Here is a 22,809-nt window from a genome sequence, read left to right as displayed (position 1 = left end):
ATTAATGGACAAAATCCTAGAAAAAGTTCAAAATAACACAACAATATTAATAGAAGCATCAGCAGGCACTGGCAAAACCCACATACTTGAAAATTTGGTTATAAATTTAATTAAAACTAAACTATACTCCATAAATGAAGTTTTGGTATTAACTTTTACAAACAAAGCCACAGAGGAAATGCATACAAGGATACTAAAAGCAATAGAAAATGCTTTTTTGGGCTCAAAAACAAATGAAATTTTAAAAGAAGCTTATGAGCAATCAAAAAAACTCTTTATATCAACAATCAATAAATTCGCATTACATGCCTTAAATAATTTTCAAATTGAAACAGAAAATTATTCCAAATATAAACCTAAAGAAAAATTTTCAAAAGAAATAGATGAAATAGTGTATGACTTTTTAAGAAAATCAGATAGCTTGATTCAAGCTCTTGATATCAAAGACTATGAACTTAAAGTATTTAAATCTGATGCTAAAAAAACAGAAGAAATTGTTCTTAAAATAAAAAAAGCTTACGAAAGGGATACAACTCAAGAGCTCGGAGATTGGCTTAAAACCCAAACATCATTTGAAAACATTCTTCTTAAAAAAGAAGAATTGATAAAAGATTACAACAAAATAATAGAAAACTTAGACCAAATGACAGCAAATGAAATATTAAGTTTTTACAATAAACATATTCAAACTGGTAAACTTGAAATAGAATATTCTAAAGAAAACGACATATTCAAAATAGCAGAAACATTATTAAAAAATAAATTTTTTTCAACTCTAATAGAAAAAGAAACTAAAAAAAATGCTAAATTATTACCTAAAGAACTTAAGATTAAAAATGATTTAATCTATTTAGGAATTAATATTAAACATGAAAAATATAAATCAGAAGACAATAGAAATAAAAATAGAAATAATTTAAAGCAATATATTATTTTAAAAGTTGAATACAAAATACTAAAATATATAGAAAAAGAACTAAAAAAAATTATTAAATCAACAAACACAATAGATCAAAATTACATAATTTCAAATTTAAAAAATTATTTAAAATCAGAAGATCAGAAACTTCTAAATGCAATTAAAAATCGATACAAAATCATTTTAATTGATGAGGCTCAAGACCTAAGCTTGATGCAAATCGAAATATTTAAAATATTAAAAACAGCGGAAATAAAATTAATATTCATAGCTGATCCAAAACAGATAATATATTCCTTTAGAAAAGCAGACATTGCATTTTATAACAAAGAAATAAAAAATAAAATCAAAACAGATGCTAGAATTGTGCTAAAAACAAATCACAGATCAAGTAAAAAACTCATAGAACCTTTAAATAGAATTTTTAATAATATATACAATAATGCGATATCCGATGAAATTGAAAAAATTGAATTTACCAATTCACTTCCAAATCAAAAAAATGACAATAATATTTTAATCAACGGACAAGAAATAGAAGGAATCAATATAATAACCACAACTACCGAAAACGAAGAAGACATTTACCAAAAAACAGCATTAACAATAAAATACTTACTTACACATGGAACAATTGTTGAGAATAATAAGATTAGAAATATTGAAATGCAAGACATTAAAGTACTTTGTAGAGGAAAAAATGAAATCAATTTAATAGATAAAGCATTACAAAAAGAGCAAATCCGAACAAACAAAACCCAAGAAAAAGTTTTAAAAACCAAAGAATTTAACGAAATTTTCTATATACTTAAATGCTTAGACCGAAAACAAAGTTTTAAAAACTTAAATTATATTCTAAACAGCAAAATATTAAATGTACCATGGGATTTGCAAAAAATTTTAATCAAACAAGAAAAAATTCAACTTATAGAAGAATTTATTGAAAATATAACAGTTTTGCTTGAAAAAAATGAAATAACATTAATAAATGCAATTAATAAAATCACATTAGAAAAAAACTTGTGGATCAAAATTGCAAATAGCACTAAGGATCCAAAAATTATTGAATGGGCAAAAAACAAAATAAATTACAAAGGTCTTCTCATTAAAGAAAGCAAGCTTGAAAATTTAAAAAACTATGAAACAGCACTTGAGATCATCTCTAGAATATATTATAAAGAACAAAACATACAATCTCTAATCTCTAGTTTAGAAAGTTTAATAATAAACGAAGAGTCTGAAGAAATAGAAGAAAAAGCAAATAATATAAATAATGATAATGAATCTATAGAGTTGATCACAATACACAAATCAAAAGGGCTTAGTATGAATATTGTATTCTTAATAAATACATCTCCAGTAGAAAATAGCAATATTTTTTCAAAAAAAAATCATTTTTACAAATTTTATAAAAACGGAAACATTGAATATGATTTTTTTAAATTGGAAGAAAACAAAAAATATGCAAGACTAAAAATACTAAGTGAAGAAAAAAATATATTTTATGTGGGAGCAACAAGAGCTAAATTTGCTCTTTTTATTACAAAAACAAATAGCATAACTAGCAAATTATTAGAAATAGCAAAAAGTTTTACTATAGATGATATAAATCATGACTTTAACATATATCAATTTATTAGCCAAAAAAGATTAAATAAAAAAAAGAACAATGCAAATGTAAATATGGAATTAATTCCCCCAAAACCAATAATTAAAAACATGTTTAAAAAAGAATATACATCTAGTTTTTCAAGTTTAACAGCGCATGCTCATCATACAACATTTTACGAAAACTATGATTTTAAAAATACCAACTATGAAAAAGAAACTGATCTTGATTACGAAACTACACTAGAAGAGACTCTACCTAAAGGAAAAGATAGCGGAAACATTTTACATGCTGCCATGGAGGAAATAGTCTTTAGTACAGCAAAAGATACGTTTGATAATTTTAAACAAATTAACATTGAAATTATTAAAAAACAAATACAAAAAATTAACTCAAACCTGAATACAATAGAAATACAAAATTCATTCACTAAAATGATTTACAATATACTAACTTATAATATAAGAGCAATTAATACTCGTCTGTGTGATATTGAAGAATTACAAAAAGAAATGGAATTTTTAATCAAAATAAATTCTAAAGTTCAAAAACAAAAATATCTTTTTGAAAACCACTTTGAAGATCTTCACATAAAACTAAGTGATGGATATTTAAAAGGAATAGTAGATCTCATATTTAAAGCTAATAATAAAATATATATCCTCGATTACAAAACAAATTACCTTGGAAAAGATAAAAATGATTATAATATAACAAATTTAGAAAATATAATAAAAAAAGAATATTATGATTTGCAATATAAAATATATGCACTTGGAATAAAAAAAATTTTATTTAAAAACAAAAGAGAATATAATCAAAAATTTGGCGGAATAATATATCTTTTTACAAGAGCATTTAAAGACAATATTGAATGCTTGCAATCAAAATCTGAAAATGGCATTTATTTTGATCTTCCAAAATTCAATGACGTGGATTTAGATAAAATTATCTTAGAATTAAGTATTAAAAGGCACTTATGAGAGATTTTTTAGTATTAAGAGAATTTTTAAAAGATAAAAACAAAAAATTCTTAATTCCTGAGCTTAAGCTTTATGAAATGATTGAACTTTTAAATATCAATAAAAAAAATTATTATAAAGCACAAACACTTGCAAAGTCCATAAACGATGAAAATATTGTAATATTTTTAATATTTTTATTTAACTACTATGATAAAGGCCACTTAAGAGCTAATATAAAGCTATTAGCAAAAGATATTCAAAATACAATAACATTAACAAAAGACAACCTAGAAAAAACCAATAAAAGTTATAACAAATCAATAAAAATGCTAAAAGGGTTAGAAATATTTGGGGGTCTAAAAACTATTAATAATATAGTCTCACTTTTAAAAAAAAATAATATACTAATGGAATTTAATAAACTTAAAATTACAACTCCCCTAATCCTAGAAAACAATATCTACATTTATACTCAAAAAAACTATAGAGAAGAAGAAGAGTTAATAAAACAAATTATAAAAAGATTAGAAAACCATAAAAGTGAATTAAATGACAACGAAATAAAAAATATAATATCAAATTTAAACACCAGTAATTTAAATAAAGAGCAAATTACATCAGTGAGAAAAGCATTAAAAAGCAACTTCTTTTTATTGAGCGGAGGCCCTGGAACAGGCAAAACCACAACTATTAACTATATCTTAAAAGCAATTAATCAAACATTGAACAATACAAAAAAAAGATTAGTAGCAATTACAGCACCTACAGGAAAAGCTAGTTTAAGACTACAAACAAGTATTGACTATTCATTCAAAAATTTAGAAATAGAATGCAATACAATCCAAAAACTATTGGGAATCAAATTTATAAACAAAAAAAATCTATATGATGAAGAAAATCAACTAAATTTTGATGTAATAATCATTGACGAAGCTTCAATGGTAGATGCATATACTTTTTTAAAGCTATTAAAAGCAACACCAATAACTACTAAATTAATAATAGTAGGAGATAAAAATCAACTCCCATCGGTAAATGAAGGAAATGTATATTCAAGTCTTCTAGGAATAAAAAAAATAACTAATGACAATGTAGAAGATCTTAAAGAAAATTTTAGAAGCAACAAAGAAATAAACTTGCTCTCAAAAGCCATATACAAAGAAGATAGTACCTTGATTTGCAAATACATTAATAACAATAAAAATATTAAATTAAAAGAAATAGAAAAAATAAACTTAAAAAAAGATCTAATAGAATATATAAACAATTTATATAGAAAAATACCCACTTTTAATCTTAAATTACTAAAAGAATCAAAAATTGAAACAATGCTTGAAACTTTGCTTGAAAATATAATTTTAAGTTCAAAGAATTTTGGAAAATTTGGAACTAAAACATTAAATGAAATAATAAAAAATTACCTAAAAAAGACCTATGGAAACTTTATTGGTCAAATAATAATGATAACTAAAACTGACTATAAAAATAAATTATTTAATGGAGAACGGGGCATAATTTTTAATGAAAATTCTAAGTTTTATGCCTTATTTCAAAGAAAAAATGAAAAATATAAAAAAATAAATTTAGATTTACTAACAAATTATGAATTCAGCTTTGCTACAACAATACACAAAAGCCAAGGATCTGAATATAAACATATAAAAGTAATATTAGAAAATAACCCTTTTTTGACAAAAGAACTTATGTATACTGCAATAACAAGGGCTAAAGATAGTTTAGAAATAATTTCTAACAAAGAGACTATTCTTAAGCTAAGTAAAAAATCTATTAAAAGAGATTCAAAAATACTAGAACACTTAAACTCATTTAAAGAAATTGACAAATAAATTAAAAACCACTATAATCTTAAAAAAAGTATGACTTTGGGGGCGTAGTTCAGATGGTTAGAACGCCTGCCTGTCACGCAGGAGGTCGCGGGTTCGAGACCCGTCGCTCCCGATAACAACTTTTTCAATTTATTATATCAACAGTTTTTCTTAGAGAATTTATTACTACTCTAGCGAGTTTTGGATAATAAAAAATTACAAATATTCAATTTAAAAGCTATAATTTAAGTAATTAAAAAAAAATAAAATCTATAAGGAGAAGGTAAAATGAATCTAAAAAAATGCTTATTTTTCACTGCTTTACTATTGATTTCAACATCTGTTTTCGCGCAAGCCAGCATAATAACAAAAGGGAATATAATTCAAAATGAAAACTTAAGCCAATTTGGAGTAGAAGAAATCTGCCCAATATGTGGATATGTTAACTGTGTTTGCGATGAAAAAACTACAGAAATCGCTGCAAAAATTACTCAAACAAATACAACAAGCTCGTTTACAAGCATAGCTATACTTACATTGTTAGCAATTACAGGATTAGTCCTAACAGCAAATAAGTTATATAAGTCAAAATTAAAAATTTAAGCAAACTAAATACTGTAGCTTTTAAAAAGCTACAGTAAAGTTTCAAAATCAAATCTTCAGCTCGATTTAAAAGATTAAGAAATACAAATATCCTCAATCCCAATCTCACAAAGCATTTTTTCAACATCTTGAAATTCACAAAGACTACCTTTTAATGCCGTAGCTGTACCAGCCGCAACACCAAATTTAAATGAGTCTTTCAAAGTATTTCTATTATCAAAAGCATACACAAATCCTGCAATCACAGAGTCTCCTGCTCCAATAGTGCTAGCAGAGCTGATCTTTGGAACAAAGGCTCTAAAAGCAACATTTTTACTACCAATAAAAATAGCTCCGTCACTTCCCATGGAAATTATAATATTTTGAACTCCACTTTCTACAATATTTTTCCCAATTTTAATTAGTTCTTTTGTAGAATTTAATTTGGCATTAAAAAGATCCTCAAGTTCATAAATATTGGGTTTTATTAAAAAGGGATTTAATCTAAGAATTTTTTTTAAAGGTTTACCACTAGTATCAATTATAAGCTTAACATCATTAGAAATGGTGTTAGATATTTCATTGTATGCATTCTCACCAAGAGCTGCAGGAACGCTTCCCGACATCACCAATATACTATTATTTGTTAAACTTTTAAGCTTATCTTTCAAAAGTTTAAATTCATTTTCAAAAATATCTGGAGAATTGGCATTAATTTCTGTTTCTCTGCCATTTGCTATCATTTTAATATTTAATCTTGTATCATATTTTATTTTAATAAAATCGTTTTTTATACCCTTAGAATCAAGAGAAGATTTAATATAATCACCTGTAAAACCCCCTAAAAATCCAAGCGCCGTACTGGACTTTCCTAAATTTTTAAGAACAGTGCTTACATTTATCCCCTTACCACCAGCAAAGAAATTGTTATTCAAAGCATAATTAAGACTTTCTTCCTGAAATTCTTTTAAAACTATTTTATAATCCACAGAAGGATTAAGTGTTAGAGTATATATCAAGATAATCTCCTTTAATTGATAAAATTAATTAAATAAATGTAAAATTTAATAAATATATATACACTATATAATATATAAAGGTGATTATTATGCAAAATTTATTTTCAAAAAACTTAATTATTTTAAATTACAATGCAACTAGTAAAGAAGATGTAATTAGAAAAATGGCTAGCATGCTCAATGAAAATGGATACTTAAACGACATGGAAGCATTCATAAAAGAAATTAAAAAAAGAGAAGAAATTAACGGAACAGGCATTGAAGAACACATAGCCATGCCCCATGCAAAAGGTGGTTTCATTAAAAAGCACGGAATTGCTATTTTAAGAGTTGATGGCAATGGATTTGATTTCAACTCTTCTGATAAAAAACTTTCAAAACTGTTTTTCATGATGGCTCTCCCCGAAGAAACTCCTAGTAATGCGCACATAAAAGCTATATCATATCTAAGTAACACTTTTAGTAAAAACATATTAAGAAATGAACTTATGAGCACAAATAATGGGGATAGATTTTTAGAAATAATCATGAGTAATAATAACGTAAATGAATCTAACAATTTAAATACAAAAAAAGATTTCATTCTTGCAGTAACAGCATGTCCTGTGGGAATAGCTCACACTTATATGGCTGCAGAAAGCCTAAAAAAAGCAGCTTTAGAATTAAACATAAACATAAAAGTAGAAACAAATGGATCTAGTGGAACTGAAAACCCAATAACAGAAGAAGAAATAAAAAATGCAAAAGGAATCATTATTGCATCTGGCAAGACTATCAACAAAGAAAGATTTAGCGGAAAACCTTTAATTGAAGTAAGCGTAAAAGACGGCATACATAAAGCAAAAGAGCTTATTCAAACAATTCTTAAAAACGAAGCACAAATTTACAACAAAAGCAACGCAAACACCATTGCCGAAAAACCCAAACAAAACCAAAGAACAGAAATTTATAAACACCTAATGAATGGTGTCTCATTTATGCTTCCATTTGTAGTCTCAGGAGGAATAATAATAGCAATATCATTTATGTTTGGAATCAAAGCATTTGATATAAACGACCCAAGCTACAATAAAATAGCAGATATTCTAATGCAAATCGGCGGTGGAAGCGCATTTGCTTTAATGATCCCAATACTTGCTGGCTACATTTCATTTAGCATAGCAGAAAGACCAGGACTTGCACCTGGAATGATTACAGGATTAATGATGAGTAATGGAAATGCGGGATTTCTGGGAGGCATCTTGGCAGGATTTATTTCAGGATATGTTACGCTAATTGTAAAAAAAATATCTGACAAAATCATTCCTAGCAGTTTAAGAGGAATAAATCCGGTATTAACTTATCCTTTTTTATCAGTTATAATTTCTGGAATTTTAATATATGTAATGCTTAGTCCAATATCATTTATTAATGAATCAATAACAAATATGCTAAATCAACTTAGCGGGACTAATATGGCAATACTTGGCGCTTTACTTGGAGGAATGATGGCAATAGATATGGGAGGACCTGTAAATAAAGCTGCATACGCATTTGGAATTGCAATGATAACTGCAAAAAATTATATTCCTCATGCAAGCATAATGGCAGGAGGAATGATACCCCCTATAGGGATTGCTATTGCTACAAGTTTATTTAAAAATAGGTTCTCAAAAGAAGAAAGAGAATCTGGAAAAGTTTGTTATTTTTTGGGAGCATGCTTTATTACAGAAGGAGTAATTCCATTTGCAGCATCAGACCCGTTAAGAGTAATACCTGCATGCATACTAGGCTCATCTTTAGGAGGATTTATTTCTGCACTTTTCAAGGTAGAAGTTATAGCACCACATGGAGGAATATTTATTCTACCAATAGTAGCAAACCCATTAATGTGGATAATATCTATTTTAGCAGGATCAATTATAACAGCTGTTTTAATAGGATTTTTTAAAAAAGAATATAATTCAAGAATATAAACTTAATAGTTTATATTCTTAGCTTCTTCAATAAACTAACCTCAGTTTTATTGGTGTTTCAAGGCTCAATCCTTTAATCATGTCTATCTCAAACTTTAGTGCTTTTGAGTTTATCTGTTTGAATCCAAATTGTTCTTGAATATTTTTAGAAGTCTTAACTATAAGATTAAGTTTTGAATTGTCAATAAGTTCACTTGCTTTAGAGGTAAAATCCGATAAAAAATAAACCAAAACATCTTTATATTCTTCAGCAGACATTGGAATCTCATCTGATGGCAAAAGAGCAGCAAGTGCATCACTAATATATTCTTTATTTTTATTAATATTCTTAGTAGCATTTTCTAAATTAATATTAAGTTCAATAATATTTTTACCATCTTTTTTTTCTATCTTAAACACAGACATATCAGATTTTTCCATATAATCACCTAAAATTTTAATTAAATTATCAAACTTAACAACTAAATTAATAGAATCTCCCTGGGTTTTAATACTCAAAAGCTTAAGTCCAAGCTTTCCCTCCCCATCTTTAAAGTATTTTTTTATTTCATCTACAGGGAAAAGAGGCATGCTTGCAATTTCTCCCCCCACCAAAGTTGTTAAGAGTTCTTTTCTAATTTTTTCAAATTCTCTATTAACATTGACCAATATTGAAACAATGCCGCTAAGATCATCTTTTAACTCAATTTCGACATTAGAACTACAAGCAAAAAAAATAAAAACCAATAAACTCAAGCTGACAAAGCGCTTTCTCATAACAAACTCCTAACTAATATACAGTTAAAAACTATTATAATAGAATATATAGCTATAAAGCAATAAAATTAAAGGAGACCCCTATGGTGCAAGATAAAACACTAGAACCAAAATTTTTTCAAAACCTACTAGACAATAATCCTACCCCTTATCACTTAGTAAATTATATTGAAGAGAAATTAATAAATTATTTTAATGCACAACAATTAAAACTTGATGAAAAATGGAAAATTGAAACAGGATCTTATTACATAAAAAAAGAAGGAACTAGCCTTATTGCCTTTAATATTGATGTAAAAAAAAAATATGAACCTTTTCTAATAGCAACAGCACATACAGACAGTCCAGGATTAAAATTAAAAATAGATGCAACAGAAAAAACAGGTGACGTGTTCTACAACCATATTGAAGTTTATGGTAGCCCAATAATTTCCACTTGGCTTGACAGAGACTTAAGCTTAGCAGGAATTCTATATTTCAAAAAAAATGAGAATATTAATTCAAAATTAATCAATATTGAAAACATAGGAATTATTCCAAACCTTGCAATCCATTTAAACCGACAAATCAACGAAGGATTTAAATACAATACTCACGACAATTTAACAGTAATAAATAGCACTAAAAAAACAATAAAAGATAATATCTTAGAACAACTTGGAATAGAATATGAAAATTTTCTATCTTGTGATCTAATATTCACAGAATCACAACCTTCCAAAATAATAGGAACTGAAGGAGAATTTTTAGCATCTAAAAATCTTGATAACAAATCGGGATGCCATGCAATCATGAACTCTTATATCCATACAAGCAATAATAAAAATAAAATAGCTGTATTTTTTGACAACGAAGAAGTAGGATCTTTAACCTCAAGAGGCGCTGATTCCAATCTTTTGTCAGAAGTTTTAGAAAGAATCGATCTTGCTCTTAACTTAACCAGAGAAGAACATTTAATAAAAACAAATAAATCATTTAATATATCTATTGATAGCGTTCACGGCATTCATCCAGGATATGCATTTAAACATGATCCAAACTATCAAGCGACTCTAAATAAAGGTGTGGTTGTAAAAAATAGCGCCAATTTCAGATACGCAACAACTTCAACAGGATTTGCAAAATTAAAAAATTTGGCTATTAACAATAATATTAAGATCCAAGAAATAATAATGAAAGCAAATGTTCCTTCAGGCACAACAATTGGTCCAATCTCAAATGCAAGAACAGGAATAGAAACTATTGACATTGGAACACCGATGTGGGCAATGCACTCCCTGCGCGAAACAGTATCAATAGCTGACCATATAGAAGCAATTAAATTACTAAGAGCTTTCTTTGAAAAAGGAATTTAAAATTGGAAAAAATAAAAGAAATAATTGTAGTTGAAGGGAAAGATGATCTTAAAAAAATAAAAGAATCTTTTGACTGCACAGTAATAGAAACAAAAGGATTTGCTTTAAAAATCGAAACTATTAAATTACTAAAAAAAGCCTTAAAATACAAAGGAATAATAATTTTAACAGACAGCGATAAATCTGGAAATATTATTAGACAAAAAATAGTCAAACATCTAGGAGAAAACAATAAAATAAAACATGCATATCTTAATACTAAAGATACCGAAGTTGAATCAGTAAATAAAACAGAAATAATAAAAATACTTAAAGAAGTTGGTACTTTATATAAAGATAATCAAAAAGATTTATTAACATTAAGCGATTTACTAGAAATTGGCATACTAGGAGAAAATTCAAAAGAAAATAGACAAAAAATACAAAAGCGCCTTTGCCTGGGATATGGAAATAATAAAAAACTCTTAGAAAGACTTAATTACTTCAAAATAACAAAAACAGAACTAAAAAAGCAACTAACTCCCCCAGAAGGACTTGAACCTCCGACCTAGTGGTTAACAGCCACCCGCTCTACCACTGAGCTATAGGGGAAATTGAACACTAGGAATATTATCTTAAATTTAAAAATTTTTGTCAATTATTTTCTAATATTTTTAAAATCCCATTAGCAAGAATTTTGGAATCTTGATCTCTAAGCTTAGAAGACCTAATAGACCAAGCTTCCTCTGGAAATGCTAAATTTCTTACTTCTATTAAAAGCTTCGTCATTACTATATTATTTCTTAAAACATGGAGATTTTGACCCTTAATATAAAAACTTCTTTTCATTCCTTCTGTAATTTTTTCTGCTACAGATTTTGAATGAATATCATATTTTTTTTCGTCATCTTTTTGATAATAAAACCCCATACTCTTAGGCGCACCAACACTATTATCTGCATGTAAACTAAAAAAGGCTATATCCTTATCTTTAATATTTTTATATTTACTAACAATGTTTTTAACAACGACCAATCTTTTTTTAAGGCCCGATGGAGTACCGCTTATCCAGGAATCAACAGTATCATTTTTGTTTAGGTCATAATCATTGTAAATCTCATTTTTAACATTAACAAAAGTATTGTTAGCAAAAACACTATTCCTAATTAAATGATCGGGGGCTAAAATAGTAAGCTCAACATTGGCCCCTTCTTGTTTAAGGTATACATAAAGCCTTAAAGCAATATCATAAACATATTCATCTTCAACAACAAAAACTTCGTTTCCAAGACCATCTCTAGATTTAACAATAGCTCCAGGATCAAGGCCCCCGTGTCCGGGATCAAGAATTATTAACTTATCTTTAAGTCTTGATCCTTTATTAAACCTAGAATTTACCAACTTTTCAAAACTTTTGAAAAGTTGAGTCGCCTTTTTATAAGAATTTAAAGGAGAATGCCAATCTTCTGAATAAAACTCACTTGGCTGACTTATCTTTTTAGGTCTATACCAATAATAGAAATCACCAACAACTTCAAATATTGGTATTTTGGAGTCTAAAATAACCAAAGAACTAATATCAAAAAGATCTTGATTGACAGTAGTTCCAAAAGTATTTAAATTTAGCTTTTTGTTTTTGCTTGAGGGAAAATTAACTATTGTTTGAACTTTATTAGAAGAATTAGCGCTAGAATCAACTTTGTTTTTAATATCTGAATCGTTTTTAGATTTAATTATAGAAGAATCAAGTAAAAGTTTTTTATCAAAAATTTTCAATTTTTGATCGTGCATAATATTGTTACTACTTAAATTATTCCAATTTTTAAGATCCTCAATTAAAACACCATAGTGCCTAGCAATGCTATATAAAGTTTCCCCCACAGCAACTGAATGATAGATAAACTGATTACCTGTTTTTTCCTCAATTTTTAAATCTTTCTCAAAAGGCTTTTCTAAATCATTATTTACAATCTTTAAAACATTTAGCAATGAGCCTGCTTTAAGATTAACAGCTCGATTGCCATTAAGAGCTACAAGATCCCTAGCAGTAAGGCTATAGATATAAGCTATTCTACCAAGAGTTTCTCCTTTTTTAACATAATGAAAATTAACACTCTCGGTCGCTTTCTTTAAAAAAAGACGTTGGCCAATCTTTAATTTATCATCATTAAGAAAATTAAATTTTAAAATATCCTTAGAACTAATATCAAAATCCTGAGCAAGTTTTGAAAGTGAATCGCCTTTTTTAACTACATAAGGCTTTAAAAAATCAGGCTCAGTTAATACAAGCTTCATTCCAACTTTAAGGTCTTTAGATCGTAAATCATTCCAAGCTATTATCTCTTCTTGGCTTATTCCAACAAGCTTTGAAACGCTCTCAACAGTGTCATTCTCTTTTGTGGTATAAAGAATTACCCCTTTCTTAACAGATTCTAACGAATTAAAAGAATTATTGACTTTATGAGTAATGTTCTGATCTAAATTAGAATCACTTGGAATAATTAATATTTGACCCACCCTAATATTGTCAACATTAAGTTTATTAATCCTTTTAAGATCATTTAATTTAGCTTTATATTTAATTGCAATTGAAAAAAGAGTATCTCCTTTGACAACCTTATACTCAAAATCAGCATTAAGATTAGTAGGACTTATTATTGAAAAATAAAATAAAATAATAAGTCCTATAATTTGTAAAACACCAAGAGTTTTACTTTTCCTTAATACCAGTATTTTGAACAATGTAGTCATAAATTATCCAATAATAATCATATTTTTTGAAGAAAAAAGTATATCTTTTGGAAATATAAAAATGCCCATCGTCAAAATATAAATCAGCAATGACTTTGCCCGCAGTATCAGAATAAGTTGTCTCAATAATAGAAAATTCATTTGGTGCTTTTGAAATATCTGAATTATTAGAATTCCATAAATATTCCTTATACTCTTCAAGTACATTTTGATTAGGAGCAGATGATAACTTTTGTTTATAAAGGTATGCTTTGCCTTTATCGTTTAATAATAAACCTTCAATATCAAGATATAAAAAGAATTTTTCTTTTTTTCCAAGCTGCAATGCCTTTAATAAATATTTAACAATTTCATCAGGAGATAGTTTTTTCTTTTTCAGGATATCTTGAATATCCTTATTTTCAGATAAATTAACAAGATCTATACTGCCTGGATTTTCATCAAAACTATCATTTAAAAAAAGCGTAATAATATTGGATTCTTTTTTCTTAGATGGATCTGAAATGTCTGGGAAAAAAACACCCTTAACAAAATAAACTCCATCTTTACTAAACTTAACAAATTGATTTAAATTAATAACTGCAGAAAACTTTTCATTAGGTCTTAAACTCATATTTCTAACAGGAATAGCAACATTTTTAGATCTCATTTCAACATATTCAATAGGTCTTTTAACTTTAATATTGGTGGTATCAGTAACATCAAAATCAAAGCCAAAAGAATTAATATCGCCTATTTCTAAAGTTAAAACACTGTCAGATGTATTGCTAAGAGAAACTTCAATAAAAACATTACTATTGATACGATAAATAGATTGATTGAAAAACTTGATTTTAAAATCAAGGTCCTTGTAATCCTCCGCAAACAAAACAAAAGAAATATTCGTAAAAAAGACACAAAAAAGTAATTTTCTAATTTTCATAAGCTCCCCTCAAAACCTAACCACATTATATATAAAGAAAGTAATAATACCTATAGTATATTATTATACTAAATAAATTAAACAAAAAGGTAAAAAATGAATATAGATGACGAACTAACAAAAATATTAAAAAATAATTCCAATTTAAAAAAAATGAAAGAATTTTTAGAGCAAAATACATTTTTTTCACTAACAGGATATGAAGGATTTTTCAAGGCTTTTTTAATTAAAAAAATCAAAGAATATAGCAAAACCGGAAAAATAATATTAATAGTTAAAGACGAGCATACATTAGATAACATCAAAAATGATTTAAAAGTAATTACAAATCAAATCTTTGAGCTAAGCTATTTCAGTCCCCTTGTATATAAGGGGATTGGCTCAAAAAGTACGATCTTTAACGAAAGAATCAAATTCTTGATCAATTTTTATAAAAAAAATCCTGGAATATATATTACAGTATTAAAATCACTACTAAGTAAAATACCCGATAAAAATACATTACTAAATAACATATGTAAAATTGAAAAAAATACTAAGATTAATAGAAAAGACATTGAAAAAACTCTTATAACATTAGGATATGAAAAAACATTAAGAGTAACAATTCCAGGAGAATTTGCAATAAAAGGAGAAATTATAGACCTATACCCTTTTGGAGAAGAAAGCCCAATAAAAATTGTACTAAACTTCGACAAAATAGAAGAAATAAGAAAATTTAATCCTTTAACCCAATTAAAAAAGGATAATGAAATTTTAGAATTCCAAATTCTTCCAAAAAAAGAAATTATTTGGAAAAATGAAATTATTAACAGCTTAAAAACAAAGATTAAATCTGTTGAATACAACAAGATTTTTGAAGAGTTGAATTTTAAAAAAGAAGCAAAAACAGAAGAAATGTTTTATCCGCTAGTAGCAAATACTTACTTAAGTGATGAGATTGAAAAACAAACACCCATTGTAAACTTTGAAATTAACAATTTTGAAAAAGAAATTGAAAAAATACACCAAGAATATGAAAAGCTCTACAAAGAAGCAAAAGAGGCTAGTAAAAATACAATTGATCCAAAAAGAATTCTCTTAAATTCTAAAACCTTTAATCTAAAAAGCGATGTTTTATTTTCAAAGATTAAAAGTTCTAAGTCCAAAGAAATTGTAGAATTTAAAATTGAAAGTGAGAGAAGCTTCTTCTCAAATATTATGCTTACAAAAGAAGAATTCAAAAATTGGCTAAAAAATGGATTTAAAATCATTATTGCAGCAGAGTCTGAATCACAAAAAGAAAAACTCAAATATATTTTCAAAGAATTACCAAAAGTATCAATTGAAGTTTTAAAAATATCCAGCTCTTTAATAATAGAAGAAGAAAAAATTGCCATTATTCTTGAATCAAACATCTTTAATACAGGACAAAAAATAAACAAAGCCTTTGAATCTTCAAAAACAAAAGCTATTGACTCTTTTATTGAGATCGAGAAAAATAGTCATATAGTTCACATAAACCATGGAATTGGTATATTTAGACAAATAAAGAGAATAAAAACAAGCTCTCTTGAAAAGGATTATATTGAGATTGAATATGCTGAAGGAGAAAAACTATTTATTCCAATTGAACAAACAAATTTAATCCAAAAATATATTGGGAGTAATCCTAAAAATATTAAATTAGATAAAATTAGTTCTAAAACATGGATAAAAAATAAAGCAAACGCAAAAAAAAGAATCGACGAGATTGCAGACAAATTAATAGAACTTTACTCAAAAAGAGAAAGTATTAAAGGTATTAAATACCCAGAAGATAATGAATTACAATTATTATTTGAATCTGAATTTCCATACGATGAAACTCCAGATCAAATAACGGCAATAAAAGAAATTAAAGAAGACATGATGAGTTTCAAAGTGATGGATCGCCTTCTTTGTGGAGATGTTGGATTTGGAAAAACTGAAGTAGCAATGAGAGCTGCATTTAAAGCTGTAATGGGAAACAAACAGGTTATTGTACTCTCACCAACAACCATCTTAGCAGAACAGCATTTTAATACATTCAAAAAAAGATTCAAAAATTTTCCAGTCAAAATCGAGGTATTAAGCAGATTTATAAAAAATAACTCAGAAAAACGGATTTTAAAAGAATTGAAAAGCGGGGAAATCGATATAATAATAGGAACACACAAAATTCTTTCAAAAAAATTCACTTGCAAAAATTTAGGATTAATAATAATTGATGAAGAGCAAAGATTTGGCGTAAAGGAAAAAGAAAAACTTAAAGAAATAAGAATTTCGGTTGATTGTCTTACTCTTTCTGCAACGCCAATTCCCAGATCTCTTCACATGTCACTAATTAAGCTCAGAGATATTTCTGTTTTAAAAATTCCGCCTAAAAACAGAGTAAAAATAGAAGCTTATTTAGAATCGTTTAGTGAACTTTTAATAAAACATGCGATTGAAAGTGAACTATCTCGAGATGGTCAAGTTTTTTTAGTAAATCATAATATTGAAGAACTGCATTATTTGAAAACGCTAATTGAAAAATTAACTCCTTATGCAAGAATTGCAATTATTCATGGAAAACTCACAGGAGACGAGATTGAAAACATAATGCACAATTTTATTAAAAAAGCGTATCAAATTTTATTGGCAACAACAATAATTGAAAATGGAATAGACATTCCAAATGCAAATACAATAATAATTAATAATGCAAACAAGTTTGGACTTGCACAGCTATATCAACTAAAAGGAAGGGTTGGAAGGGGATCCAAGAAAGCTTATGCTTATTTTTTGTACCAAGATAGCGAGAAGCTAAATGAACGCTCTATTGAAAGACTAAGAGCAATAACCGAATTTTCAGATCTAGGAGCAGGATTTAAAATAGCAATGAAAGATATGGAAATAAGGGGTGTTGGAAATTTGCTTGGCAGAGAACAACATGGAGAAATTGAGTCGATTGGGTTGGATTGCTATCTAACAATGCTAAACAAAGCAATTGAAAAGAAAATGGGAAAAGTCTCATCAGAAGAAGAAGTTGATATTGAAATTAACCATAGTGGATTTATTCCTGACAATTATGCAAAAAATGAAAAGGATAAAATACTAATCTACAAAAAAATCTTTGAAATTCAAACTGAGGAAGAAAGTAAAAAGATAAGATCAGAAATCCACGACAACTTTGGCCCAATTCCTAAAGAAATAAATAGTCTATTAATATTAGCTGAACTTAAAATTTTAGCAAAAAAATTAAACATAACAAAACTAAAAGAAACAAACAAAACCTTGGAAATAGAATATAAAAATGCAGAAAGCATTCCTATGGAAAAAATAATAGAAATACTTAAAAAGTATCCTGATTTATTAATGTTAAATCCATCGTATCAAAAATCAATATTTTTAAGCTTTGAAAATATTGAAAAATCTGACAAAATGAATTACATATATAAAAATATTAACTTACTAGAAACAAACACATAGCTTATCAAACATAAAAGGAAGAAAATGAAAATATTAATCATAAACACAGGAAGTTCTTCATTAAAATTTGCTATTTATCAATATGAAAATTCAAAAAAATTAATATCTGGGGTTATTGAAAAAATAAAAGAGCAAAAATCAATCATAAAAATTATAAATACTGACGGATCAATAACAGAAAGATTTGAGAAAGGAATTGAAAATCACCCAAAAGCAATAGAAAAAATGTTTAAAATATTGCTAAACAGTAATTCAAAAATCCTTAAAAATATCAGTGAGATTAAAATAATAGGACATCGCGTTGTACATGGAGGATCATACTTTAAAAATTCAGTAATTCTTAAAAACAGTAATTTAGATAAATTAAAACAAAGTTCCAAACTTGCTCCACTTCACAACCCAAGTGCAATCGCCGCAATAGAAACAGTACTTAAAATTTTACCACACGCAAAACAAGTTTTATGCTTCGATACATCATGGCATCAAACTATAAAAAAACACGCTTTTCTTTATGCAACCCCATATTCTTGGTACAAAGAACACAATATTAGAAAATATGGCTTTCATGGTCTCTCTTATTCTTACGTAACAAAAAGATCCTCAGAAATTTTAAATAAAAAAATAGATAATCTAAATTTAATAATATTACATCTTGGAAATGGAGCAAGCATTAATGCTGTTAAAGATGGAAAATCTTATGACACAAGCATGGGAATTACTCCACTTGAAGGCCTTGTAATGGGAACAAGAAGTGGGGATATAGACCCATCAATTATTAATTTGATGAGCACTATATTAAATAAAAACACTAAACAAATTGAAGAAATATTAAATAAAGAAAGCGGCATACTAGGAATTTCTGAAAAATCAAATGACATGAGAGATATTTGGAACAAAATCGAAGAAGGAGAATATCAATCAAAACTTGCAGTAGAAATAATGACATATAGAGTAAAAAAATATATTGGATCTTACATTGCCATTCTTGATTTTAATGTTGATGCAATAGTTTTTACAGGTGGAATTGGTGTTGTTGATTATGAAGTAAGGGAGCTTGCACTAAAAGGGTTTGAAAAAATTGGAATAGAGCTAGACCTTGAAAAAAATAAAATGGCTCAAAACAAAAATTTAGAATCCGAAATATCAACCATTAAGAGCAAAGTAAAAATACTAGCAATACCAACAAACGAAGAATCAACCATTCTTGAAGACATTTATAATTTGATTCCAAAAAATTTATAATTTTAAAACCTAAATTTGATTTATTTAGCATAATTATTTCAAATAATTTTATGTTTAACTATCACAAAGCAAGGTTGCTTTTTTAACATTTTCCATTATTTGTCTTCCCTTTACCATTTCAAGAAGAGTAAAAGCAAATTCAAATGAAGTTCCAACTCCTTTGGAAGTAATAAAATTATTGCTAATAACAACATTTTTATCTACAAACTCACCATCAAGCACACTTTTCTCCAAACCCGGATAACATGTAAACTTATTAGATCCTAAAAGACCTTTAGCAGCAAGCACTACTGCTGGAGAAGCGCAAATAGCTGCAATAAATTTACCTCTAGAGTTCATATCTTTTAAAATCAAATCTAATTCTTTTGAATTAAAAAGATTAGTGGCTCCAGGCATGCCTCCCGGAAGAATTATTAAATCAAAATAATTCTCCTTACAGTTTAATATTACATCGTCTGTTAAAAAAGAAACACCTTTTGAACTTGTAACAACATTGTTATCATTTAAGCTGATAACTTGAATATTAACATTGCCCCGTCTTAAAATATCAATCGGGATTATAGCCTCAATATCTTCAAAGCCATTTGCAAGAATAATTCCCACTACCATTTAAAACCCCTAATGCTGATGGAGGGACTTGAACCCACGACAACTCGGATATGAGCCGAGTGCTCTAACCAACTGAGCTACATCAGCTTAAACTTTTATTAAGTGTATAAATTAAGCAATGCTTTGTCAATGTTATTATTCAAAAGCATTATTATAAAGTATAATACAAAATGATTTGCTAATAAACATAGACACTAATATTGGCATTTATTATTTGTATGGTTAAATGAAAAGAAATTTTTATCTTATTGTACTTTTTATAGCTAATAACTGCTTCTCAATTGATTTTTGGGATACGATGGAAAGAGAAAAACTAATAAACGAAATGGTAAACAAAATGCAAGACCATGAGCTATTAGGACAAATGTTTATGATAAGTTATCCAAATCAATCAATAACAAATTTTGTTCTTGATTTTATAAGTAAAAAAAACCTTGGTGGAATTAAAATTTTTGGATGGAACGCAAAAAATTTAAAAAACTTAACAGAAAGTATTAATAAAGCTCAAAAAACATCTCAAAATAATAAATTTAAAATTCCTTTATTTGTAGCAACAGATCAAGAAGGAGGGTTGGCACAGCACATAAAATTAAATACATCAGAAACAATTGGTAATCTTGGAATTGCAGCATCTCTATCTCCAAAAGATTCTTACAACACAGGATATTATATAGCACAAGAGCTAAGTCAGCTTGGAATAAATTTAAATTTTGCACCCATAGTAGATATATATAGTGACGAAAATAATTTCACAATAGGGCCAAGAACATATTCAGATAACCCTAAAATAGTATCACTTTTTTCCCTGGCCTTTTACAAAGGACAAAAGCAAGGGGGAATAATTTCTACTGCAAAGCATTTCCCAGGACACGGTAATACTACTCTTGACTCCCATATAAGTATTCCAATAATAAATTCTAATTTACTAGAAATAAATTCAAATGAACTTTTGCCATATAAAATATTAATCCAAGAAAACATCCCTGTAATAATGACAGGCCATATAGCATATCCAAAGCTTACAAATGGAGAAAATATTCCTGCATCATCCTCAACAAAAATAATTAAAGATATACTAAGAAAAAAATTAAAATATAATAATATAATAATTACTGATGACCTATTAATGAATGCAGTAAAATACAATAATGAGAGTATTTATAATACAATCGAAAGAATAGTTAGAACCAAAAGTGACATTTTTTTAATATCTTTAAATGAAAATATACAAAAAAATGCTTACAATATGTTATTAGGCTTAATGAAAAAAGATTCCGAAATAAAAAACAATATTATTGAATCTAATAAAAGAATATTAAGAATAAAATTGGAATACTTAAAAGAAAATAAAAATCAATCTGATCTTTATCCTAATTTCAATAAAAATGAGAAAATATATTCAAAAAAAGGTGAAAAATTTTTCGAACAAAGCACATTAAGAGGTATTACAAAAGTAAGAATAGAAAAAGAAATATCTAAAACTAAAAAAACCCTTATAATATCTCCTTATTACAAAATGATTATAGAAGGCCAAAAAATATTTCAAAATACATATGCTTATTATTATAACTATTATCCCTTAAATGGGATTAATCCCCAAAAACTCGACGAAATTAAAAAATTAATTAAAAAATTTGATCAAGTAATCTTTAATTTATCAACACCCGGAAGCTTAAAATACTTAGAAAATTTGAAAGAATATAAAGATAAAATAAGTGTAATTGTATCTCTTACACCTCAACATATTAAAAAATTAAATTGGATAAAAAACATAGTAATCATTTATGGAACAACACCTCTGGCATTTAAATCTGGACTTTTAACACTCACTAAGGATTTTGGTCCAAAAGGAAATATCCCTTTAAGCAATATTACAAATAAATATTATCCTTAATATATGCTAGCATTCGATTTTTTACGATCTCCAGAGAACTTTGTTTAATTCTAAACCCACTAGCATTTTTATGCCCCCCGCCCCCAAAATCTTCTGCTAATTTTCCAACATTAAAAGAATCTTTGGACCTTAGCCCAACTATAATCGAACCATCATCCATTTCCTTTAAAATGCCTAAAATTTCATTATTCTCAACATTGCTTAAAATCATATAAAAAAGTTCATTAACTCCACTAACACTACCATCTTTATTAAAACTAGAAGAAGATAAAAATGTAAACAAAACCTTTCCATTCCAATAAGATTCAAGGCTGTTTAACATTAACTTGAGAGTTTCTATTGATTTTAGGCTTTTGGTTGTTTCTATATAGCTGTGAACTTCTTTAAGGCTTATTCCTTTTGAAACTAGTCTCGCAATCATTTCGAAAGGCTCTGGATCACTTCTTGAAATAAATTTAAAAAAACCAGTATCGGTACAAAATCCTACTAAAATATACCAAGCTTCTTCTCTTGTAAGATCATATCCAAACTCTCGGATCAATTTTTCAATTAAAAAAGTAGTAGAGGGTGCAAAAGGATCAATATACTTTTCCCATTTTAATTTTTCACCAGACATATGATGATCGATTACTAAAATAGGCATATCCTTTACATAAAATATAAATTCATCGCCTATCCTATCTAAAATTGAACAGTCCAAAATAATAACTGAATAATCTGAAAGCTCAATATTAGGCCATTCAGATAAAAATTTATCCTTAAAAGGAATTATTTCCTTTCTAACAAAAGGACCTTCATTTAACAAAACAGAATTTTTACCAATTCTTGAGAGAAAAGATGATAAGGCCAAAGACGAACCTATGCAATCAAAATCAGGATCTTTGTGTCCAATAATAATAAAATTATTATACTTTTTAATAAAATTAATAACATCTCTCATAATAAAGTCCGCAAA

15 protein-coding genes and 3 tRNA genes are annotated in these 22,809 nt (G+C 27.2%); 10 read left to right on the top strand and 8 right to left on the bottom strand.

From position 1 onward, the window contains the following. Positions 1–4 precede the first annotated feature (4 nt). From recB to BG_RS03165, 4 genes are all read left to right on the top strand, one after another. Entirely contained in the window at positions 5–3,511 is a 3,507-nt protein-coding gene (recB, locus tag BG_RS03180) for an exodeoxyribonuclease V subunit beta (RefSeq protein WP_011193940.1), read from the top strand. Then, positions 3,508–5,340, top strand: coding sequence for an exodeoxyribonuclease V subunit alpha (gene recD / locus BG_RS03175; protein WP_011193939.1), 1,833 nt, complete (start codon positions 3,508–3,510; stop codon positions 5,338–5,340). Before recB ends, recD begins: the two co-directional genes overlap by 4 nt. Positions 5,341–5,378: 38 nt before the next feature. Then, positions 5,379–5,452 (top strand) — tRNA-Asp (locus BG_RS03170). A 155-nt stretch (positions 5,453–5,607) separates the two neighbouring features. Further along, the gene (locus BG_RS03165) at positions 5,608–5,922 is read left to right on the top strand and encodes a hypothetical protein (protein WP_011193938.1); all 315 of its coding nucleotides are present in this window, start codon (positions 5,608–5,610) and stop codon (positions 5,920–5,922) included. 74 nt (positions 5,923–5,996) lie between these two features. On the opposite strand, the gene pfkB is transcribed toward BG_RS03165, so the two are convergent. Then, on the bottom strand, positions 5,997–6,920 hold the full coding sequence (gene pfkB, locus BG_RS03160; protein WP_011193937.1) for a 1-phosphofructokinase: 924 nt from the start codon (positions 6,918–6,920) through the stop codon (positions 5,997–5,999). 89 nt (positions 6,921–7,009) lie between these two features. On the opposite strand from pfkB, the gene BG_RS03155 reads away from it, so the two are divergent. Continuing rightward, positions 7,010–8,875, top strand: coding sequence for a fructose-specific PTS transporter subunit EIIC (locus BG_RS03155; protein ID WP_011193936.1), 1,866 nt, complete (start codon positions 7,010–7,012; stop codon positions 8,873–8,875). 27 nt (positions 8,876–8,902) lie between these two features. Here the strand turns inward: BG_RS03155 and BG_RS03150 are convergent, their stop codons facing one another. Then, entirely contained in the window at positions 8,903–9,631 is a 729-nt protein-coding gene (locus BG_RS03150) for a hypothetical protein (RefSeq protein ID WP_011193935.1), read from the bottom strand. An 83-nt stretch (positions 9,632–9,714) separates the two neighbouring features. Between BG_RS03150 and BG_RS03145 the strand changes: the two genes are divergently transcribed. Both BG_RS03145 and rnmV read left to right on the top strand, forming a co-directional pair. Beyond that, the gene (locus tag BG_RS03145) at positions 9,715–10,986 is read left to right on the top strand and encodes a M18 family aminopeptidase (RefSeq protein WP_011193934.1); all 1,272 of its coding nucleotides are present in this window, start codon (positions 9,715–9,717) and stop codon (positions 10,984–10,986) included. 2 nt (positions 10,987–10,988) lie between these two features. Then, on the top strand, positions 10,989–11,537 hold the full coding sequence (gene rnmV, locus BG_RS04745; RefSeq protein WP_011193933.1) for a ribonuclease M5: 549 nt from the start codon (positions 10,989–10,991) through the stop codon (positions 11,535–11,537). Here the strand turns inward: rnmV and BG_RS03135 are convergent. The 3 genes from BG_RS03135 to BG_RS03125 form a co-directional block, all read right to left on the bottom strand. Next, a tRNA-Asn gene (locus BG_RS03135) sits at positions 11,506–11,577 on the bottom strand. The two genes, rnmV and BG_RS03135, sit on opposite strands and share 32 nt — an antisense overlap. Before the next feature lie 42 nt (positions 11,578–11,619). After that, the gene (locus tag BG_RS03130) at positions 11,620–13,716 is read right to left on the bottom strand and encodes a LysM peptidoglycan-binding domain-containing protein (RefSeq protein ID WP_044007918.1); all 2,097 of its coding nucleotides are present in this window, start codon (positions 13,714–13,716) and stop codon (positions 11,620–11,622) included. Beyond that, on the bottom strand, positions 13,676–14,638 hold the full coding sequence (locus BG_RS03125; protein ID WP_011193931.1) for a hypothetical protein: 963 nt from the start codon (positions 14,636–14,638) through the stop codon (positions 13,676–13,678). The genes BG_RS03130 and BG_RS03125 overlap by 41 nt, the downstream gene beginning before the upstream one ends. 96 nt (positions 14,639–14,734) lie before the next feature. Between BG_RS03125 and mfd the strand changes: the two genes are divergently transcribed. Then, positions 14,735–18,109: a transcription-repair coupling factor gene (mfd, locus tag BG_RS03120; RefSeq protein ID WP_011193930.1), complete on the top strand. Its 3,375-nt coding sequence runs from the start codon at positions 14,735–14,737 to the stop codon at positions 18,107–18,109. A gap of 24 nt (positions 18,110–18,133) precedes the next feature. After that, positions 18,134–19,351 (top strand): acetate kinase, encoded by a 1,218-nt coding sequence (locus BG_RS03115; protein WP_011193929.1) that lies wholly within the window; start codon positions 18,134–18,136, stop codon positions 19,349–19,351. A 54-nt stretch (positions 19,352–19,405) separates the two neighbouring features. On the opposite strand, the gene BG_RS03110 is transcribed toward BG_RS03115, so the two are convergent. Next, positions 19,406–19,960 carry a DJ-1 family glyoxalase III gene (locus tag BG_RS03110; RefSeq protein ID WP_011193928.1) on the bottom strand — a complete coding sequence of 185 codons (555 nt, stop codon included), beginning with the start codon at positions 19,958–19,960 and terminating at the stop codon, positions 19,406–19,408. 13 nt (positions 19,961–19,973) lie between these two features. Further along, positions 19,974–20,047: transfer RNA gene (locus tag BG_RS03105), tRNA-Met, on the bottom strand. Between the two features lie 211 nt (positions 20,048–20,258). On the opposite strand from BG_RS03105, the gene BG_RS03100 reads away from it, so the two are divergent. Beyond that, on the top strand, positions 20,259–21,854 hold the full coding sequence (locus BG_RS03100) for a glycoside hydrolase family 3 N-terminal domain-containing protein (RefSeq protein WP_011193927.1): 1,596 nt from the start codon (positions 20,259–20,261) through the stop codon (positions 21,852–21,854). On the opposite strand, the gene BG_RS03095 is transcribed toward BG_RS03100, so the two are convergent. Next, positions 21,832–22,794, bottom strand: a complete 963-nt coding sequence (locus BG_RS03095; protein WP_011193926.1) for a DHH family phosphoesterase — start codon at positions 22,792–22,794, stop codon at positions 21,832–21,834. The genes BG_RS03100 and BG_RS03095 overlap by 23 nt on opposite strands. Positions 22,795–22,809: the final 15 nt, after the last annotated feature.

The organism is Borreliella bavariensis PBi (assembly GCF_000196215.1).
Classification (GTDB): Bacteria; Spirochaetota; Spirochaetia; order Borreliales; family Borreliaceae; genus Borreliella; species Borreliella garinii.
This window is presented reverse-complemented; position numbering and strand designations above follow the sequence as displayed.

What these genes read in the sequence shown, in the direction of transcription:
- BG_RS03130 (WP_044007918.1), bottom strand. Translation starts at nt 13,716, where the DNA reads ATGACTACATTGTTCAAAATACTGGTATTAAGGAAAAGTAAAACTCTT.
- BG_RS03145 (WP_011193934.1), top strand. Translation starts at nt 9,715, where the DNA reads ATGGTGCAAGATAAAACACTAGAACCAAAATTTTTTCAAAACCTACTA.
- BG_RS03165 (WP_011193938.1), top strand. Translation starts at nt 5,608, where the DNA reads ATGAATCTAAAAAAATGCTTATTTTTCACTGCTTTACTATTGATTTCA.
- BG_RS03110 (WP_011193928.1), bottom strand. Translation starts at nt 19,960, where the DNA reads ATGGTAGTGGGAATTATTCTTGCAAATGGCTTTGAAGATATTGAGGCT.
- BG_RS03100 (WP_011193927.1), top strand. Translation starts at nt 20,259, where the DNA reads ATGGAAAGAGAAAAACTAATAAACGAAATGGTAAACAAAATGCAAGAC.
- recB (WP_011193940.1), top strand. Translation starts at nt 5, where the DNA reads ATGGACAAAATCCTAGAAAAAGTTCAAAATAACACAACAATATTAATA.
- BG_RS03125 (WP_011193931.1), bottom strand. Translation starts at nt 14,638, where the DNA reads ATGAAAATTAGAAAATTACTTTTTTGTGTCTTTTTTACGAATATTTCT.
- BG_RS03155 (WP_011193936.1), top strand. Translation starts at nt 7,010, where the DNA reads ATGCAAAATTTATTTTCAAAAAACTTAATTATTTTAAATTACAATGCA.
- mfd (WP_011193930.1), top strand. Translation starts at nt 14,735, where the DNA reads ATGAATATAGATGACGAACTAACAAAAATATTAAAAAATAATTCCAAT.
- BG_RS03095 (WP_011193926.1), bottom strand. Translation starts at nt 22,794, where the DNA reads ATGAGAGATGTTATTAATTTTATTAAAAAGTATAATAATTTTATTATT.
- BG_RS03150 (WP_011193935.1), bottom strand. Translation starts at nt 9,631, where the DNA reads ATGAGAAAGCGCTTTGTCAGCTTGAGTTTATTGGTTTTTATTTTTTTT.
- recD (WP_011193939.1), top strand. Translation starts at nt 3,508, where the DNA reads ATGAGAGATTTTTTAGTATTAAGAGAATTTTTAAAAGATAAAAACAAA.
- BG_RS03115 (WP_011193929.1), top strand. Translation starts at nt 18,134, where the DNA reads ATGAAAATATTAATCATAAACACAGGAAGTTCTTCATTAAAATTTGCT.